We start from the raw sequence: 17,491 nt of genomic DNA, 5'->3' as shown, positions 1-17,491 counted from the left end.
TTGGTTCACCTGTTTTGCGGCATCGCCAATCAGCGGTGAATGTGCGTTCTGGATATTTAATACAACCTTGTACTTCTGTTGATATCGATAATACGATGGTTGTACTTAGTACGCAAGTCCCGCTGAGTACAACGTTATCCTTTTCGCTATTTTCCACCCGACACGCCGTATACGATACAGCACAGGAGCGAATACGGACGTTCGTATCAAAAACAAAAAGGGTTCCGGGACAAACCCGGAACCCTAAAGGCGGATAAGGCGAGATTCGAACTCGCGGAGGCTTTCACCTCACACGCTTTCGAGGCGTGCTCCTTAGACCGCTCGGACACTTATCCATGCTGCCAAAATGGCAACTTGTTCATTATGCCACATTCTGCCGACCTGGCAAATCGGAGTTTCGCTGAGCTCGATTCGGCGTGGGATAATGCGATTTTGTGTGAGATTGCGATGGGTCAGACGATGAGCCGATTAACAGTCCGAATTGGTCAACTGCGAAAATCCGAATTCTTCAACTACCAAAATCCGAATATTGGTGGTGGTAGAAGCGGTGACGGGGCCACTCTGCATTGAGTGGTCTCTCCCTCGGTCAGCCTTACGGCTGACAGCTCGAACGCAATTAAGGACAGCTTTCCAGCTGCCATTTTATTTGCTCACTGTCGTTCGCCTTCGCCTAAAAACGCCTCCGGCGTTTTCTTCACGGCTCAGCTCATCAGAGGGGGCTTGGAATTTTATTTATGCCACCTGTTCGTGGACGGAGGCGTTGACCCATTGGGACTGCTGGACGTTGTATCCAGAGAAGACGCCGATGTCGAGCATGCAGTCGCGGTAATCGCGGCCGTGGGCGATGGTGATGTAGCTGTCGTCCACCAATCGGTTATGCGTGGGATCCAGTCCGACCCATCGGCCATCCTGATACACCTCGACCCAAGCATGGGTCGCGCCCTCTCCCCCAAGCAAACCGGCAATGTAGCGCGCGGTCAATCCCACATGCCGGCACACGGACAGCATCACGTGCGCATAATCCTGGCATACGCCCTTGCGCTGAGCCAAGGCCTGTTCGGCGGTGGTGCGAATCGTGGTGGAACCGGGCGTATACACAAACGCCTTGTAGACCTCATCCATCACTTCGGCAGCCTGCTGCACCGGAGTGGCGTCGGAAGGCAGCGCCGCCAAGCGTTCGCGGCATACGGCGATCATCGCCTCCACGTTCGGGCCGGGAATGGTGAGCGCTGAATTGAATCGGTACAGCGGTTTATAGGCTTCCTTATGGATATGCGCATTGTCCACGAAGGCGATACCGGTCACCGAGTAGCTGAATATGTCGTGCGGCTCAGGGATGAATCCGGTCATCACCACGGAGTCAAAGGAGTCGATGGTGGTTTCGAGTTCGGTTTCGGGCTGAATCTTCACTTCCACGTCAATCACCTGTTGGCGAGGGCCAGTGGAGGGAATACAGCGAAGCTGGAACCTGTGATCGGTGACCGGTGCGCTGAAGGACAGCCTCATCTCATAGTCGAACACGAGTTTTTTCACAACGTCTCCTGCACTTACACACGAGCCGGCAACCGGCATATTCTCGGGATAACAACACTACAGCCATGGCTGAGGTATGGTCCGTGCGCTCACAGCCCACGCATATATTCCGGCAATCTGCTGATATGCACAGGCCGGCACTCGGGCGCACGGTTTTTTCGCCATACCACCATAGCATTTGAACCCGTCAGGGTGTCAGGTCGGGATCAGGGACGCTTGGCGTCCATGTTCATGGAGCTCAGTGAGCCCATGTCTTTGATGGCCAGCGCGCTGACACGGCCGGAGTAGTCGTCAAGGTACTTCTTCAGCAGGTCGGCGACTTCCTGATATCCGCGAGACGGCAGCTGACCGACCAGCCAGCTCAGTCCGTCGGCGAAGCAGCTGGGCAGCGGCATGCCGTCCAAGGTCATCGAATAGGCGGCGAGCTTCTTGAGCGGCGCTTCCAGATCCTCCATCGTCAGGCCGAAGCGCGTGTACAGGTCGATGCGTTCCAGATATTTGCCGATGAAGATGAACGCCTTCAGCGTGGGGTCGACCGGCGAATTCTCGATGCCGCCCCAGAAAGCGAGCATGTCATCGGTAATATCGCGCTGCTTGTAGATGTCCTCGGCATCGGCCGCGTATTTGGCGGCATCGGTGATATTGGTCATCGCCAACTCCACGTACTGCAGCAGACGCGAGCTCAATTCCGGGCGCAGAATCACGGCGTTGTTGAATGCGGAAGTTACGGCCGACCGCACCGAATCAGGATTGGACCCGTCGTACAGGAAGCTGTTCACGAACCCGTCGAAGTCCTCGAAATCTTCGGGCAGGTCGAGTGCGTGAGCGAACGGACGGAAGGCGTCCACATCGGTGTCCATCACACGATCGTAGAACGGGAAGAACTGGTTCAGCGTGGTGAAGGCGCGCTCGGTGTATCGACCCAGCCAATACAGGTTGTCTGCCTTGGAAGCGGTAACCAGCGACAACGAATGGTGGCGGGACTGGCTCAGCAGGTTCGCCACCTGCGTTTCGGCACCGTACTCGTGCTCCATGCCGGATTCGGGTGCCAACACCCACGTATCCTTAAATCCGCCACCCTGCGACGAGTTGACAATCATCTGGCCGGGCACCGACGAGTATCGAGTCAAGCCCGAATACCACACGTGCGTATTCTTGCCGGTGACCACGAAGGCACGCAAATCGCACTTGCGCGGCGACATCTCGCCGGTCTTCGGGTCCACCACATCGATATCACGGAACTGAATCACCTCTTGGGCAATGAATCGACGCGGCTCCTCCTTGATCCGGTTGGCGAGCTCCTCACGTGCGGCGGCATCCAGCGACGAACCAAACACCACGCCGTAACCGCCGGCTTCGGCCACATCCTTGATGACCAGCTCGCCCATCCGATTCAGGACTTCCTTGCGGTCGGCCTCGAACATCGGCATGTACGTGGGCGCGTTGTTGAGAATCGGTTCCTCGCCGAGATAGTACTTGATCATCTGCGGCACGAAGTAGTAGACGGCCTTGTCATCGGCCGCGCCGTTGCCCGGCGCGTTGACGATGGCCACGTTGCCCGCGCGGTAGGCGGACAGGATACCGGGCACACCGATCACCGAATCAGGATTGAAGGCGAACGGGTCGAGGAATTCGTCGGACAGGCGGCGGTAAACCACGCCCACACGGTGGCGTTTGCCGGCGTAGTCGAGGAAGTAGACCTTGTTGTCCACCACTTCGAGGTCTTCGGGGAAGGCCAACGCCGCACCGGTTTTCTCCGCCAGATAGGCGTGCTCGAAGAACGCGGAATTGTAGCGGCCGGGAGTCAGTACCACGGCGATGCCCTCGGTGGAGACAAAGTCCATGGCTTTGCGCAACAGGCGCGGGTATTCGCGATTATCGCGAATACGAACGTCGCGGAACAGGCGCGGGGAGATGCGGCGCTCGATGTCGCGCACGAACAGCGGGTAGCTGGCACCCGAGGGGATGCGCAGGTTGTCTTCCAGCACCCACCAGCGGCCGTCCTCGCCTTGGACCAGGTCCTCGCCGGCGATATGCGCGAAAATGCCGCCGGGAGGGGTCACACAGTTGACCTGCGGGAAGTAGCCGGCCGAGGTGTATACGTATTCTTCCGGCACGACGCCATCATGAATAATGCGCTTATCGGAATAAATGTCCTTCAGATAGGCGTTCAGGGCGTTGACGCGCTGCTTCAGGCCCTTCTCCAATTCGTCGTATTCGTCGGATTCGATAATGCGCGGCACAGGGTCGTACGGGAACAGCCGGTCATGGTATTCGCCGTTCTTGTAGATGCCGAAACGCACACCGTTGCGGGACAGCTCTCGATTGATCGCTTCGCGGCGGTTTACCAGTTCATGGGCCAGTCTGCGTGCTGCGGATTCGATCATCGTGCCTGCTCCTTGCTGTGGCGGCTTCTGTGGCTTCAAGCGGTTAGGCGTTTTGAGCGCACGCTGACGCCGCAAGCCGTAACCGGGTTTGATGGTTTCAACCTAAGGCGGGCCCGTTTCAACAAACGCGCGAGAATGTTACAGGCAGGTCACTTCGCCGGCCGCGTGCATCTTGACGACCGCACTCATCTCGCCGACCACACTCGTTACAATGAATGGCTATGACACGACTGCGCATTGACTTGGCCTACGACGGCGGCGGATTCTATGGCTGGGCCAAACAGCCCAATCTTCGTACAGTGCAAGGCACCATTGAAGATGCGCTGCACAAGGTGCTGCGGGTGCCGACCGATGACGCGGCCGAACCGTTACGCTTGACAGTGGCTGGACGCACCGACACCGGTGTACATGCCTCCCACCAAGTGGCGCATCTGGATGTATCCGATGAGGTACTGAATCGCTGCGTAGGTCACATGACCATTCCGGTCACCGAGGCGCTGACTCGCAGACTCAAGGCTGTGCTGCCTTCGGACATCGTCATTCATGGCATTGCCGTAGCTCCGGTCGGCTTCGATGCCAGGTTCTCCGCATTGGAGCGCACTTATGTGTATCGGGTCGCCGATCGTTCGTCTGAGGTCGACCCGCGCCTGCGTGGATGCGTACTTACCGTGGATGAAGCGCTGGATCTGGAGCTTATGAACCGCGCAGCCTCATTGACCATCGGCCTGCACGATTTTGGTTCCTTCGCCACTCCGAATCCGGGAGGCACTACGATCCGTGAAGTCAAGACCGCCTATTGGCGGCGGGTGCCGATCACTCCCCTAGTACCGGATGAGATGGCATCGCATGAAGCATATCGGACTCCGTCGCTGGAGTCCGGCCTGGTAGTGTTCACGATTGTGGCGGACGCCTTTGCCCGCAATATGGTGCGCTCCCTGGTCGGCTCATGCATCAAAGTTGGTTCGGGACGCAAATCACTGGAGTGGTTTGCCGGCAAAATGGCCGAGCCAGTACGTGAAGGCTCAAGCGGGCCGATTGCGCCGCAGGGCCTGACTTTGGAGCATATCGCATATCCCGCCGATGATCAGCTGGCCGCAAGAGCCGAGGCCATTCGGGCCGTACGTACGTTGTAGATTCTATGAAAACAACGCAAAAGGGCTGGAACCCAAACGGATTCCAGCCCTTTCAGCTAGCTTAGCGAAACGCTATTCAGCTCACTCGGCCTTCTCGGCGTCAGCAGCTTCCTCAGCGGGAGCCTCAGCCTCAGCGGCGGCGGTCTCCTCGACCGGAGCCTCAACAGCCTCAGCAGCCTCAGTGGCCTCAGCCTCAACGGCCGGAGCTTCTTCTTCGGCAACCTTGGCGGCGGCTTCAGCTTCCTTCACAACAGCCTTCTTGGCAACCGGCTCGGTGACGAGCTCGATCACAGCGGCCGGAGCGGCATCGCCAACGCGCGGAGCGATCTTGACGATACGGGTGTAGCCACCTTCACGCTGCTCCATCTGCTCGGCAATCTGGGTGAACAGGATGTGCACCACGGACTTGTTGCGGATGACGCGCATCACGCGACGGCGGGAGTGCAGATCACCACGCTTGGCGAAGGTGATCAGGCGCTCTGCCAGCGGACGAAGGCGCTTGGCCTTCGGCAGCGTGGTGGTGATGCGGCCATTCTGGAACAGGCTGGTCGCCATGTTTGCCAGCATGAGGCGCTCGTGTGCGGGGCTGGAAGCCAGACGCGGGCCCTTCTTAGGTGTAGGCATTGGGTTTACTCCTTATATGTCCGTTCTTCAGGCAAGCAGGTGGGCATATGCCCGAACATCTGCTTGCCTAGTGAACGAACGATTGGTCAAAGAGGCAGATCACTCGTCTTCCGGCGAGAAGAACGTGCCACCTTCGAGATTATTGGTATCGAAGGCCATCGGCGAGGACTTGAGGCTCAGGCCCAAGGTCTGCAGCTTCTCCTTGACCTCATCGATTGACTTCATACCGAAATTGCGGATGTCGAGCAGGTCCTGCTCGGTGTGGGAGACAAGCTCACCGATGGTGTGGATGCCCTCGCGCTTGAGGCAGTTGTAAGAACGCTGCGTCAGGTTGAGGTCCTCAATCGGAACGGCCATCTCGGGGTTGGTCTCCTCGGCCACCGGGGCCGGACCGACCTCGACGCCTTCAGCCTGGGCGTTGAGCTCACGGCACAGGCCGAAGAGCTCCACCAAGGTGGAACCGGCGGAAGCCACCGCGTCACGCGGGGAGATGGCGGGCTTGGTCTCCACGTCCAGGATGAGCTTGTCGAAGTCCGTGCGCTGTTCCACACGGGTGGCCTCGACCTTGTAGCTCACCTTGAGTACCGGGGAGTAGATGGAATCAACCGGAATACGGCCGATCTCATCGTTGTCCTGCTTGTTCATCTGGGCAGGAACATAGCCACGGCCACGCTCGACAGTGAACTCGATCTCGAGTTCGCCATCGTCGGCGAGGGTAGCGATGTGCTGCTCCGGGTTGGCAATGGTGACGCCGGCCGGCGGGGTGATGTCCCCAGCCACGGCTTCGCCCTTGCCGCTCTTGCGCAGATACATGACCACAGGCTCGTCGTATTCGCTGGTGAGCACGATGCCCTTGATGTTCAGCAGGATCTCGGTGACGTCTTCCTGGACACCCGGCAGAGTGGTGAACTCATGCAGGGCACCGGAAATACGCACGGAGGTCACGGCAGCACCCGGGATGGAGCTCAGCAGCGTGCGACGCAGCGAGTTGCCGAGCGTGTAGCCGAAGCCAGGCTCGAGCGGCTCGATGGTGAAGCGGGAGCGCTGCGGATTCAGAGATTCCTCGGTAAGAGTCGGACGCTGTGCAATAAGCACTGTGGTTATCCTTTCAGCTTGAACTCGGTGGTGCACTCACCGGTCAGGCGGTTTTGGATGGATTTGGTATTGCTGAGTGCTCAGACGCGACGACGCTTCGGAGGACGAACGCCGTTGTGGGCTTGCGGGGTGACGTCGGTGATGGAACCAACCTCGAGGCCCGCAGACTGCAGGGAACGGATGGCGGTTTCACGACCGGAACCCGGGCCCTTGACGAACACGTCGACCTTCTTGACGCCGTGTTCCATCGCCTTGCGGGCGGCGGACTCGGCAGCCATACCAGCGGCGTACGGCGTGGACTTACGGGAGCCCTTGAAGCCGACATCGCCACCGGACGCCCAGGACACCACGGCGCCGGACGGATCGGTGATCGAAATGATCGTGTTGTTGAAAGTGGACTTGATGTGAGCCTGGCCGACCGGGACCGACTTGCGGTCGCGACGACGGGGCTTACGAGCGGCTTGCTTAGGCGCTGCCATTGACCCTCGTTTCCTAGTAACGAACTTTGTTGTTGACGTTCGGGCGATGGGATGAAAATCATCCCGTGGCCCGAATCATGCCACCGACTACTTGGTGGCCTTCTTCTTTCCGGCGACCGTGCGCTTCGGGCCCTTGCGGGTACGAGCATTGGTCTTGGTGCGCTGGCCGCGCACAGGAAGTCCCTTACGGTGACGCTGGCCTTGGTAGCAGTTGATCTGAATCTTGCGACGAATATCTGCATCGACTTCACGACGCAGGTCACCCTCGATCTTGTAGTTGGCTTCGAGGTAGTCACGCAGCGTAATCAGCTGCTCGTCGGTGAGATCCTTGACGCGGATGTCCGGACTAATACCGGTCGCGGCAAGCGTTTCCTTGGCACGAGTGCGACCCACACCGAAAATGTAGGTGAGGGCGATCTCGATGCGCTTCTCATTGGGGATGTCGACTCCGGCAAGACGTGCCATTGCGATTCCTTCTTGTTGCCGTAGGTCTTGCACCCGCTCGCCCGGTTACCCGGCACGGGCCTACGTACCCGTGGTTCAGTGTCGTTCCCTTGCGGGAAGCACTGTGAGAGAGTGCCTTATTTACTTAGTGCCGCTGGAGAATCTGCTCTCAGCCCTGACGCTGCTTGTGGCGCGGGTTGACGCAGATCACCATGACGCGGCCGTGACGGCGGATCACGCGGCAGTTTTCGCAGATCCTCTTCACGCTAGGGCTGACCTTCATGGTTATCCTTTTCTTGTGTACCTTTACTTGTAACGGTACGTAATGCGTCCGCGGTTCAGGTCGTAAGGGCTCATTTCGAGCACGACACGATCCTGCGGCAGAATACGAATATAGTTCTTACGCATTTTGCCGGAAATCGTGGCGAGCACGATGTGCTTGTTTTCGAGTTCAACGCGGAACATCGCGTTAGGCAGTGCTTCCACGACCTGTCCTTCGACTTCAATCACACCGTCTTTTGCCATGTGCCTCTAGTCCTATTCCGTTGGATGATTACTATGGCATATCCGAAGACACACCAACTGTCAACTATATACGCACATACCCCTGTACGAACACTCGGCGTGTCGCACAGGGGTATGGAAACGTTGATGTGGTATTTCGGCATCACTCCGGCTTGTTGCCCGGGCTGCCGAACCTACTACTCGAGGTGGCTGATGATACGGCCGCTGATCTCGTCGATGTCGCCGACGCCGTTGACCACGACGAGCAGGCCACGGGCCTCGTAGATGTCGAGCAGCGGAGCGGTTTCCTTCTCATAGGTCTCCAGGCGCTTGGCGATGGCCTCCGGAGTGTCGTCAGCGCGGCCCTGCTCGGCGGCGCGCTTCTTCATACGCTCCAGCAGCACGTCGCGGGCGGCTTCGAGGGCCACCACGTGGTCGAGCGGAGTGTCGAGGTCGGCGAGCATCTCGTCGAGAGCGGTGACCTGGGCGGCGTTACGCGGGTAGCCGTCGAGGATCCAGCCGTTCTTGCAGTCTTCCTTGGCCAGACGATCCTTGACGATCTTGTTGGTCAGGGAGTCCGGAACCAGCTCGCCCTTGTCGGTGTAGCTCATCGCCTCAAGGCCGAGTTCGGTCTTGTTCTTGATGTTGTAGCGGAAGATGTCGCCGGTGGAGATGGTGGGGATGTTGAAGTGTTCGGCGAGCAGAGCAGCCTGGGTGCCCTTGCCCACGCCCTGGGGGCCCATGATGAGCAGACGCATGGTGGTCTCCTTTTATGTCGGTTATTAATACGGTTTTGGCTCCCTTGGTTAAGGGAGCCATTGAGTTATATGCGGAAGAAAGATTGCTCCGTCGTGGAACAGTCCACTGGACTGTTCCACTCCTCGCGCGGCCGCCTGCCCATTGCGGGCGACCGCTGCCAAGCGGGCGTCAGCCCTCTTTGTGGTCCACGTTTTCGAACAGGAAGCCGGTGTACTGGAACTGTTCGGTCTGGGCCTTGGCCTGGCGCAGGGTGTCGAGGCCCACGCCCGCGATAATCAGGATCGTGGTACCACCGAACGGCAGCTTGGCGTTGAGGCCGAGGGCCATGATCAGCACGGTCGGGATCAGGGCCACGAACAGCAGGTAGACGGCGCCGACGGTGTTGAGTCGGTTCATCACGTAGGTCAGGTAGCGGCTGGTGGCGTTGCCGGCGCGGATGCCGGGGATGAAGCCGCCGTACTGCTTCATGTTGTCCGCGGTCTCGTCCGGGTTGAACGTGATCGAGGTGTAGAAGAAGCAGAAGAACACAATCATCAGCGCGTACAGCGCGATGTACCACACGGAGGTGGTGTTCGCCAGGTTGGCGTTGATCCACTTGACCCACGACTGGTCGGACTTGCCGAACTGGGCGATCAGGGTCGGGATGGCGAGGATCGAGGAGGCGAAGATCGGCGGGATGACGCCGGACATGTTGATCTTCAGCGGCAGGTAGGTGGAGGAGCCGCCGTACATCTTACGGCCGATCATGCGGCGCGTGTACTGGACCGGGACGCGGCGCTGGCACAGTTCGACGAAGTCGACGAAGATGAGGATGACCACGAGCACGCCCACGACGATGCCGAACTTGAGCCAGTCGCCGTCGGTGCCGTTGGTGCCGTAGCCGATCTCCCACAGCTGCGGCAGGAAGCCGGAGCAGATGGACATGAAGATCAAGATGGACATGCCCTGGCCGATGCCCTTGTCGGTCACGAGCTCGGCCATCCACATGATCAGGCCGGTGCCGCCGGTCATGATGAGGACCATGACCACGAGGTTGAACACGGAGCCGTCCGGGATGACCTGGTCGCACTGGTAGTTGAACAGGGCGCCGGAGCGGGCGGTGACCAGGATGGTGGTGGACTGGAGCACGGCCAGGCCGATGGTCAGGTAACGGGTGTACTGGGTGAGCTTGGCCTCGCCGGACTGGCCCTCCTTATGCAGGGCCTCGAAGCGGGGGATGACCACGCGCAGCAGCTGCACCACGATGGACGCGGTGATGTACGGCATGACGCCCAGCGCGAAGATAGACAGCTGGAGCATGGCGCCACCCGAGAAGAGGTTCACCAGTCCGATGAAGTTCTCCTGGGAGGCGCTGCCGATGGTGGCCATGCACTTGTTCACCACGTTGTAGTCCACGCCAGGGGTCGGAATGAACGAACCGATGCGGTAGACGATGATGATGAACAGGACGAAGAGAATCTTCTTCCTCAACTCTTTGGTTTTCAGGGCCTGGATTAGTGTCCTCACCTAGATTTCCTCCCAATAGCGCGCCAATCGCGCGAAATACACAAACTAACGAACAAGCATAGTCTAAAGTGCCTACTTCGGCCACTTCATGTCTCGCGAATGTTACCTGAATTATGCTCCGTCGTACTGAACGGGGGGAAGCATACTCAAAACGATCATTGTGTTGAGACTGCTTCTCTGCACTCAGAACAACAATTTTTTAGAAAAGGGAACCCCCGTCCACCTATTGGCGGGCGGGGGTTGTACAGCCTATTGCGCTCCCCGTAGGACTAATCAGTCCTCGGAAACGGAACCGCCGGCGGCCTCGATCTTGGACTTGGCGGAAGCCGAAGCCTTAACACCCTTGAGGGTGAAAGCCACGGTGGTCTCGCCGTCGCCCAGAACCTTCACCGGAGCGTTGTCACGAACAGCGCCCTTGGCGATCAGGTCGGCCACAGCAACCTCGCCGCCCTCGGGGAAGAGCTCCACGAGACGAGCGATGTTGATGACCTGGAACTCGACCTTGAACGGGTTCTTGAAGCCACGGAGCTTCGGCAGGCGCATGTACAGCGGCAGCTGGCCGCCTTCAAAGCCCGGACGCACGTGGTTGCGCTTCGTCTGGCCCTTGGCGCCACGACCGGAGGTCTTACCCTTGGAGCCTTCACCGCGGCCCACACGGGTGCGGTCCTTCTTGGCACCCGGGGCGGGCTTCAGGTCGTGCATCTGCAGGATTTCGTTATCTGCCATAATCAGTCAACCTCCTCAACGGTGACCAGGTGACGCACGGCGTTCACCAGACCACGGTTGGCCGGGGTGTCCTCGCGGACAACGGTCTTACCGATCTTGTTGAGGCCGAGGGTCTTGACGGTGGCGCGCTGAGCCGGGGTACGGTTCACGATGCCGTGGTGCAGGGTAATCTTCAGGTTCTTAGCCATGAGTATCACTCACCATCCTTCTCTTCGGCGGCCTTAGCGGCAGCAGCCTCTTCGCGAGCCTTGCGAGCCTCGGCAATGCCGGCGGCGCGGGCGCGCAGCAGAGCATCGGGAGCGACCTCGTCGAGCGCCAGGCCACGACGGGCGGCGATCTCCTCGGGCTCTTCGAGCTGCTTGAGGGCGTCGACGGTAGCGCGCACCACGTTAACGGCGGTGGCGGAGCCCATCGACTTGGTCAGGACGTCGGTGATGCCTGCGCATTCCATGACGGCGCGCACGGAGCCACCGGCGATTACACCGGTACCCGGGGCGGCCGGACGCAGCAGGACGGTGCCAGCAGCGTCGTGACCCTGAACCGGGTGGGTGATGGTGCCGCGGACGCGAGGCACAGAGAACATGTGCTTCTTGGCGTCCAGCTGGCCCTTGGCGATGGCGGCCGGGACTTCACGGGACTTGCCGTAGCCGACACCCACGGTGCCGTTGCCGTCGCCGACCACAACCAGTGCGGCGAAGCTGAAGGTACGGCCACCCTTGTGGGTCTTGGACACACGGTTGATGGTCACCACGCGATCGAGCAGCTCGTCGCCGTGGTTTTCTTCACGACGGTTACGACGCTCGCCACGACGGCCTTCACCGCGCTGGCCACGACGACCCTTGCGGTCCTCGTTGTTGGATTCGGTCGCCACAGTGTTCTGAGTTTCTTCAGCCACTTGGGTTTCCTTCGTTTCGTTGTCGCTCACAGTGCAAGACCTCCCTCGCGGGCGCCATCAGCAACGGCTGCGACGCGACCGGTGTACTTGTTGCCACCGCGGTCGAACACGACTGCGGTGATGCCGGCAGCCTTGGCCTTCTCGGCGATCAGCTCGCCGACCTTCTTGGCGGCCTCAGTCTTGGTGCCTTCGAAGCCGGCGAAGTCAGCCTGAAGAGTGGAGGCAGACACCAGGGTAATGCCCTTGGTATCGTCGACCACCTGAGCAACCATGTGACGGTTGGAGCGGGTGACCACCAGGCGCGGACGCTCGGGGGTACCGGAGATGCGCTTGCGGATACGCGCGTGACGGCGCTTGAGAGCTACCTTCTTGCCTTTTCCGAGAATAGCAACGCTCATATCACTTACCAGCCTTTCCAGCCTTGCGCAGGATGCGTTCATCGGAGTACTTGATGCCCTTGCCCTTGTAGGGTTCCGGAGCGCGCAGCTTGCGGATGTTGGCGGCAACCTGGCCCACGACCTGCTTGTCGGTGCCTTCGACAACCACGTGGTTGGCGTCGGTCACCTTCAGGGTGATGCCTTCGGGCGGGTTGACGGTGATGGTGTGGGAGTAGCCGAGGAAGAACTCGATGCCCTGGCCCTTGGCGACGGCGCGGTAACCGGTGCCGACGATCTCAAGAGTCTTGGAGTAGCCATCGTGAACACCCTTGACCATGCCGGCCATGATGGAACGAGCCAAACCGTGCTTGGCACGGGTCGGACGCAGGTCATCAGCGGCGGTCAGGACAATCTCGTTGCCTTCAACGGCAGCGGTGATGCCTTCCGGAACCACGTAGGAGTCAGAACCCTTAGCGCCCTTGGCGGAGAAGTTCTGGCCTTCAATCTTGACTTCAACGCCAGCAGGGATGGCGATGGGGAGCTTACCAATATGCGATGCCATGTTTCAGCTCTCCTTTCTCACCACACGAAGGCGACAATTTCGCCGCCAATGCCTCGGTCGAGGCATTCCTTCTGAGTCAGCAGTCCCGAAGAAGTCGAGATGATGGCGATACCCAGGCCACCGAGCGGCATCGGCAGGGAGTCGGACTTCGCGTAACGACGAAGGCCCGGCTTGGAGATGCGCTTGATACCCTGAATGGAACGCTCACCGTTCGGACCGTACTTGAGGGTGACCTCAAGAGTCTGGCCGACCTTGGCTTCCTTAGCGGTGAAGTCCTTGATGTAGCCTTCACGCTTCAGGATCTCGGCGATGTTCGCCTTGAACTTGGAGTACGGCATATCCACGGTTTCGTGCTTGGCCGCGCTCGCATTACGCAGACGCGTAAGCATGTCTGCGATCGGATCTGTCATTGTCATTTGGGCTTGTTGCCCTTTCTCGCTATGGTTTCCGCCGCCCTCACGCTTCTTCTAGAAGCGTTCGGGCCGCGGACCTTCAGCGTCGATGTTTACCAACTGGACTTCGTAACGCCGGGCAGTTCACCGCGGTGAGCCTTCTCACGAAGGCAGATGCGGCACAGGCCGAACTTGCGGTAGACGGAGTGGGGACGACCGCAGACCTGGCAGCGCGTGTAAGCGCGGACCTTGAACTTCGGCTTGCCGGCCGCCTTGTTCTTAAGAGCGGTTTTTGCCATATCAGTTCTCCTTGAAGGGGAAGCCGAGGTGCTTCAGCAGCGCGTAAGCTTCCTTGTCGTCCTTGGTGGAGGTCACCACAGTGATGTCCATACCGCGCACGTGATCGATCGAATCAGGATCGATCTCGTGGAACATGGACTGCTCGGTGAGACCAAAGTTGTAGTTGCCCTGGCCATCGAACTGGTGGCCGTTGATGCCGCGGAAGTCGCGGATACGGGGCAGCGCGAGGGTCAGCAGACGGTCCAGGAACTCCCACATGCGGTCGCCACGCAGGGTGACGTACGCACCGATGGCCTGGCCTTCACGCAGGTGGAACTGCGCGACGGACTTCTTGGCCTTAGTGATCTTCGGCTTCTGGCCGGTGATCAGGGTGAGGTCCTTGACGGCACCTTCGATGAGCTTGGAGTCGCGGGCAGCGGCACCAACACCCATGGAGACGACGACCTTCTGGACACGAGCAACCTGCATCGGGTTGGAGTACTTGAACTCCTTCTCGAGCTCAGGAATGATCTGCTCGTTGTACTTGACCTTCAAGCGCGGGGTGGCCGGCGCTTCGACAGTAGTATCGGTCATGCCAGCTCCTTTCCGGACTTCTTGGCGACGCGCACGCGCACGGTCTTCACCTTGCCGTCACGCGCCTCTTCCTTAACGGTGATGCCAACGCGGGTCGGCTGCTTGGTCTCCGGGTCGATGACCATCACGTTGGAGCGATGGATCGGAGCCTCAGTGGAGACGATGCCAGCCTGCTGGCCCTGCTGCGTTGCACGCACGTGCTTCTTGACGATCTGCACGCCTTCGACGATTAGTCGATCGTTGGAGAGCACCTGCTTGACGGTGCCTTCCTTGCCGCGGTCCTTGCCGCGGATGACCTTGACCAGGTCGCCGCTCTTGATCTTGGCTGCCATGTCAGATCACCTCCGGGGCGAGGGACACGATCTTCATGAACTTGTGCTCGCGCAGTTCACGACCGACCGGTCCGAAGATACGAGTGCCCTTCGGTTCACGGCCGGAGCCGAGAATGACGGCGGCGTTCTCGTCGAACTTGATGTAGGAACCATCCGCACGGCGGGATTCCTTGACGGTACGGACGACAACGGCCTTAACCACGTCGCCCTTCTTGACCGACCCGCCAGGAATGGCGTCCTTGACGGAGGCGACGATCACGTCGCCGATGCCGGCATAGCGTCGCTTCGATCCGCCGAGCACGCGGATGGCGAGGAGTTCCTTCGCACCCGTGTTGTCGGCGACATGAAGCCGCGTTTCCTGCTGAATCATTGATTCTCCTTAGCCGAGCTGGTTCTCCCCATTTACCGGGGCATCGTGGTTGCCCATAATGCCCCGGTAAATGGCGAGCCTTGCCGAACTTTACTTACTTGGCGCGCTCGATAATGGATTCGAGACGCCAGCGCTTGGTCTTGCTCAGAGGCCGAGTTTCCATAATACTCACGAGGTCGCCAATGTGGGCGTCGTTGTGTTCATCATGGGCCTTGACCTTGCTGGTGGAACGAACGACCTTGCCGTACAGCGGGTGGGTCGAACGCTGCTCGAGCTCGACGGTAATCGTCTTGTCCATCTTGTCGGACACGACGTAGCCGCGGCGAACCTTACGGAAGTTACGCTCTTCAGCCATAATCACTTCTCCTTGGATTCGGTAGCGGCCGGCTCCTGGCTGATGCCAAGCTCACGCTCGCGAAGCACGGTGTACATGCGGGCGATATCGCTCTTGACAGCCTTGAGACGGGCGGTGTTCTCGAGCTGACCGGTGGCGTGCTGGAAGCGCAGGTTGAACAGCTCTTCCTTGGACTTCTTCAAGAAGCCTTCGATTTCCGCGTTGGTCTTCTCGTTGAGATTCTTGATGGAGTAATCAGCGGTACCGACTGCCATCAGATATCACCACCTTCACGTGCGATAATGCGGCACTTCATCGGGAGCTTGTCGATAGCGCGGCGGAGGGCTTCCTTAGCGACGTCCTCGGACACACCACCGATTTCGAACATCACGCGACCAGGGCGCACGTTCGCAATCCAGAACTCCGGGGCACCCTTACCGGAACCCATTCGGGCACCGAGCGGGTGCTTGGTCAGCGGACGATCCGGGAAGATCGTGATCCACACGCGGCCACCACGCTTGATGTAGCGGGTCATGGCGATACGCGCGGCTTCGATCTGACGGTTGGTCACGTAGGCCGGGGCGAGGGACTGGATGGCGAAATCACCGAAGTTGATCTCGTTGCCGCCCTTGGACATGCCAGAACGCACAGGGCGGTGCTGCTTGCGGTACTTAGTCCTCTTGGGGATAAGCATTCTTGCTCACTCCTTCGTTTCTGCAGCCGGAGCGGCCTCGGCGGGAGCCTCAGCCTTGGGGGCTTCGGCGGCCTGCGGGGCGGCGGAACGGTTGCCACGGCGCGGGCGGCGATCGCCACCACGACGGCCCGGACGGTTGTTCTGCTGAGCCTGCTGCTCTTCGAACTCGGATTCGGTCATGTCGCCCTTGTAGATCCAGACCTTGACGCCGATACGGCCGTACGTGGTCTTGGCCTCGAAGAAGCCGTAATCGATGAGGGCGCGGAGGGTCTGCAGCGGAACGCGGCCCTCACGGTAGAACTCGGAACGGCTCATTTCCGCACCGCCGAGGCGGCCGGAGAGCTTGATGCGGATACCCTTGGCACCGGCGCGCATGGCGTCCTGCTGGGCCTTACGCATGGCACGACGGAAGGTGACGCGGTTGGTCAGCTGCTCAGCGATGCCCTGAGCGACGAGCTGGGCGTCCAGCGCGGCGTTCTTGACTTCGAAGATGTTGAGCTGGACCTGCTTGCCGGTCAGCTTCTCGAGCTTGGCGCGGACGCGCTCAGCCTCGGCGCCACGACGACCGATCACGATGCCCGGACGGGCGGTGTGAATGTCGACGCGAACGCGGTCGCGGGTGCGCTCGATGACGATGCGGGACACGCCAGCGCGCTCGAGGTCCTTGCTCATCTCCTTGCGGATCTGATCATCCTCAAGCACGAAGTCGCGGTAGCGTTCGCCGGCCTTGTTGGAGTCGGAGAACCACTTGGAGCGGTGGTTCTCAGTGATGCCCAGACGGTAGCCAAACGGATTGATCTTCTGACCCATCTTTAGCGGGCTCCTTCCTTGTTAGCCACGACGACCGTGATGTGGGAGGTGCGCTTGTTGATGCGAGCAGCGCGGCCCTGGGCACGAGCGCGGAAGCGCTTGAGGGTCACACCTTCGTCAACGTAGGTCTCCTTGATGTACAGGTCGTTCTCGCGGAACGGCTCGCCGGCCTTGTCGGCCTTCACACGAGCGTTGGCGATGGCGCTCTCCAGGGTCTTGCGGACCGGCAGGGCCGCAGCCTGAGGGGCGAACTTCAAAATGGTGACGGCTTCGGTCGCCTTCTTGCCGCGGATGAGGTCGACCATGCGGCGAGCCTTGCGCGGCGTCACGCGGACGTGACGAGCGATTGCTTTAGCTTCCATGTTCTATTCCTTATCCTTAGCGACGGGCCTTCTTGTCGTCCTTCACGTGACCCTTGAAGGTCTTCGTGGGGGCGAACTCACCCAGCTTGTGACCAACCATGGCCTCGGTGACGAACACCGGGACATGCTTGCGACCATCATGAACGGCGAAGGTGTGTCCGATGAAATCAGGGGTGATCATCGAACGACGGGACCACGTCTTGATGACGTTCTTGGTGCCCTTCTCGTTCTGCTCGTCGACTTTCTTCTGCAAGTGGGCGTCGACGAAGGGGCCCTTCTTGATGCTACGAGTCATCTTCT

General features: G+C 59.9%; 27 protein-coding genes and 1 tRNA gene. 1 reads left to right on the top strand and 27 read right to left on the bottom strand.

The features are described 5' to 3' along the window. Positions 1–250 precede the first annotated feature (250 nt). The 3 genes from AB5287_RS00270 to AB5287_RS00260 all read right to left on the bottom strand — a co-directional run bounded on the left by AB5287_RS00270 (position 251) and on the right by AB5287_RS00260 (position 3,920). Positions 251–335, bottom strand: a tRNA-Ser gene (locus tag AB5287_RS00270). A gap of 397 nt (positions 336–732) precedes the next feature. After that, positions 733–1,533, bottom strand: a complete 801-nt coding sequence (locus tag AB5287_RS00265; RefSeq protein WP_368220320.1) for a transglutaminase domain-containing protein — start codon at positions 1,531–1,533, stop codon at positions 733–735. Between the two features lie 206 nt (positions 1,534–1,739). Continuing rightward, a complete protein-coding gene (locus AB5287_RS00260; protein ID WP_131218669.1) occupies positions 1,740–3,920 on the bottom strand; it encodes a circularly permuted type 2 ATP-grasp protein in 2,181 nt (726 codons plus the stop codon). Between the two features lie 221 nt (positions 3,921–4,141). Here AB5287_RS00260 and truA point away from each other — a divergent pair, with 221 nt between their 5' ends. Continuing rightward, positions 4,142–5,053, top strand: a complete 912-nt coding sequence (truA, locus tag AB5287_RS00255) for a tRNA pseudouridine(38-40) synthase TruA (protein WP_007053050.1) — start codon at positions 4,142–4,144, stop codon at positions 5,051–5,053. An 81-nt stretch (positions 5,054–5,134) separates the two neighbouring features. Here the strand turns inward: truA and rplQ are convergent, their stop codons facing one another. The 24 genes from rplQ to rpsS form a co-directional block, all read right to left on the bottom strand. Then, complete coding sequence (gene rplQ / locus AB5287_RS00250; protein WP_007053049.1) at positions 5,135–5,677, bottom strand: 50S ribosomal protein L17; 543 nt, start codon at positions 5,675–5,677, stop codon at positions 5,135–5,137. 99 nt (positions 5,678–5,776) lie between these two features. Beyond that, positions 5,777–6,772 carry a DNA-directed RNA polymerase subunit alpha gene (locus AB5287_RS00245; RefSeq protein WP_007053048.1) on the bottom strand — a complete coding sequence of 332 codons (996 nt, stop codon included), beginning with the start codon at positions 6,770–6,772 and terminating at the stop codon, positions 5,777–5,779. Between the two features lie 80 nt (positions 6,773–6,852). Continuing rightward, entirely contained in the window at positions 6,853–7,251 is a 399-nt protein-coding gene (gene rpsK / locus AB5287_RS00240) for a 30S ribosomal protein S11 (protein WP_003829907.1), read from the bottom strand. A gap of 87 nt (positions 7,252–7,338) precedes the next feature. Next, positions 7,339–7,716, bottom strand: a complete 378-nt coding sequence (gene rpsM, locus AB5287_RS00235) for a 30S ribosomal protein S13 (protein ID WP_007053047.1) — start codon at positions 7,714–7,716, stop codon at positions 7,339–7,341. A 148-nt stretch (positions 7,717–7,864) separates the two neighbouring features. After that, positions 7,865–7,978, bottom strand: a complete 114-nt coding sequence (gene rpmJ / locus AB5287_RS00230) for a 50S ribosomal protein L36 (protein WP_003808136.1) — start codon at positions 7,976–7,978, stop codon at positions 7,865–7,867. Positions 7,979–8,001: 23 nt separating this feature from the next. Then, complete coding sequence (gene infA / locus AB5287_RS00225) at positions 8,002–8,220, bottom strand: translation initiation factor IF-1 (RefSeq protein ID WP_003808114.1); 219 nt, start codon at positions 8,218–8,220, stop codon at positions 8,002–8,004. 176 nt (positions 8,221–8,396) lie between these two features. Next, a complete protein-coding gene (locus tag AB5287_RS00220) occupies positions 8,397–8,957 on the bottom strand; it encodes an adenylate kinase (protein ID WP_007053046.1) in 561 nt (186 codons plus the stop codon). 169 nt (positions 8,958–9,126) lie between these two features. Beyond that, positions 9,127–10,464 (bottom strand): preprotein translocase subunit SecY, encoded by a 1,338-nt coding sequence (gene secY, locus AB5287_RS00215; RefSeq protein ID WP_007053045.1) that lies wholly within the window; start codon positions 10,462–10,464, stop codon positions 9,127–9,129. Between the two features lie 273 nt (positions 10,465–10,737). Further along, positions 10,738–11,190: a 50S ribosomal protein L15 gene (gene rplO / locus AB5287_RS00210; protein ID WP_008783622.1), complete on the bottom strand. Its 453-nt coding sequence runs from the start codon at positions 11,188–11,190 to the stop codon at positions 10,738–10,740. A 2-nt stretch (positions 11,191–11,192) separates the two neighbouring features. Further along, positions 11,193–11,378, bottom strand: a complete 186-nt coding sequence (gene rpmD, locus AB5287_RS00205; protein ID WP_007053043.1) for a 50S ribosomal protein L30 — start codon at positions 11,376–11,378, stop codon at positions 11,193–11,195. 5 nt (positions 11,379–11,383) lie between these two features. Continuing rightward, positions 11,384–12,115 (bottom strand): 30S ribosomal protein S5, encoded by a 732-nt coding sequence (rpsE, locus tag AB5287_RS00200; protein ID WP_007053804.1) that lies wholly within the window; start codon positions 12,113–12,115, stop codon positions 11,384–11,386. After that, a complete protein-coding gene (gene rplR, locus AB5287_RS00195) occupies positions 12,112–12,483 on the bottom strand; it encodes a 50S ribosomal protein L18 (protein WP_007053041.1) in 372 nt (123 codons plus the stop codon). Before rplR ends, rpsE begins: the two co-directional genes overlap by 4 nt. Position 12,484: 1 nt before the next feature. Continuing rightward, positions 12,485–13,024, bottom strand: coding sequence for a 50S ribosomal protein L6 (rplF, locus tag AB5287_RS00190; RefSeq protein ID WP_007053040.1), 540 nt, complete (start codon positions 13,022–13,024; stop codon positions 12,485–12,487). A 17-nt stretch (positions 13,025–13,041) separates the two neighbouring features. Beyond that, entirely contained in the window at positions 13,042–13,440 is a 399-nt protein-coding gene (gene rpsH, locus AB5287_RS00185) for a 30S ribosomal protein S8 (protein ID WP_003829896.1), read from the bottom strand. 89 nt (positions 13,441–13,529) lie between these two features. Next, positions 13,530–13,715, bottom strand: a complete 186-nt coding sequence (locus AB5287_RS00180; RefSeq protein ID WP_003814530.1) for a type Z 30S ribosomal protein S14 — start codon at positions 13,713–13,715, stop codon at positions 13,530–13,532. A gap of 1 nt (position 13,716) precedes the next feature. Continuing rightward, entirely contained in the window at positions 13,717–14,289 is a 573-nt protein-coding gene (gene rplE / locus AB5287_RS00175; protein ID WP_007053039.1) for a 50S ribosomal protein L5, read from the bottom strand. Beyond that, positions 14,286–14,621, bottom strand: a complete 336-nt coding sequence (gene rplX / locus AB5287_RS00170) for a 50S ribosomal protein L24 (RefSeq protein ID WP_007053803.1) — start codon at positions 14,619–14,621, stop codon at positions 14,286–14,288. Before rplX ends, rplE begins: the two co-directional genes overlap by 4 nt. Before the next feature lies 1 nt (position 14,622). After that, a complete protein-coding gene (gene rplN, locus AB5287_RS00165) occupies positions 14,623–14,991 on the bottom strand; it encodes a 50S ribosomal protein L14 (RefSeq protein WP_003829893.1) in 369 nt (122 codons plus the stop codon). Positions 14,992–15,085: 94 nt separating this feature from the next. Further along, on the bottom strand, positions 15,086–15,346 hold the full coding sequence (gene rpsQ, locus AB5287_RS00160) for a 30S ribosomal protein S17 (protein WP_007055338.1): 261 nt from the start codon (positions 15,344–15,346) through the stop codon (positions 15,086–15,088). Positions 15,347–15,348: 2 nt separating this feature from the next. Then, positions 15,349–15,600 (bottom strand): 50S ribosomal protein L29, encoded by a 252-nt coding sequence (gene rpmC, locus AB5287_RS00155; RefSeq protein WP_003829891.1) that lies wholly within the window; start codon positions 15,598–15,600, stop codon positions 15,349–15,351. After that, positions 15,600–16,019, bottom strand: coding sequence for a 50S ribosomal protein L16 (gene rplP / locus AB5287_RS00150; protein ID WP_007055335.1), 420 nt, complete (start codon positions 16,017–16,019; stop codon positions 15,600–15,602). The genes rpmC and rplP overlap by 1 nt, the downstream gene beginning before the upstream one ends. A 6-nt stretch (positions 16,020–16,025) precedes the next feature. Beyond that, a complete protein-coding gene (gene rpsC, locus AB5287_RS00145) occupies positions 16,026–16,829 on the bottom strand; it encodes a 30S ribosomal protein S3 (protein WP_007053036.1) in 804 nt (267 codons plus the stop codon). A 2-nt stretch (positions 16,830–16,831) separates the two neighbouring features. Further along, positions 16,832–17,191, bottom strand: coding sequence for a 50S ribosomal protein L22 (gene rplV / locus AB5287_RS00140; protein ID WP_007053035.1), 360 nt, complete (start codon positions 17,189–17,191; stop codon positions 16,832–16,834). 16 nt (positions 17,192–17,207) lie between these two features. Further along, entirely contained in the window at positions 17,208–17,486 is a 279-nt protein-coding gene (rpsS, locus tag AB5287_RS00135; RefSeq protein ID WP_003814508.1) for a 30S ribosomal protein S19, read from the bottom strand. Between the last annotated feature and the right edge of the window lie 5 nt (positions 17,487–17,491).

This window comes from Bifidobacterium sp. RTP21102st3_E2_RTP21102_210122, from assembly GCF_040916945.1.
Lineage (GTDB): Bacteria > Actinomycetota > Actinomycetes > Actinomycetales > Bifidobacteriaceae > Bifidobacterium > Bifidobacterium longum.
This window is presented reverse-complemented; position numbering and strand designations above follow the sequence as displayed.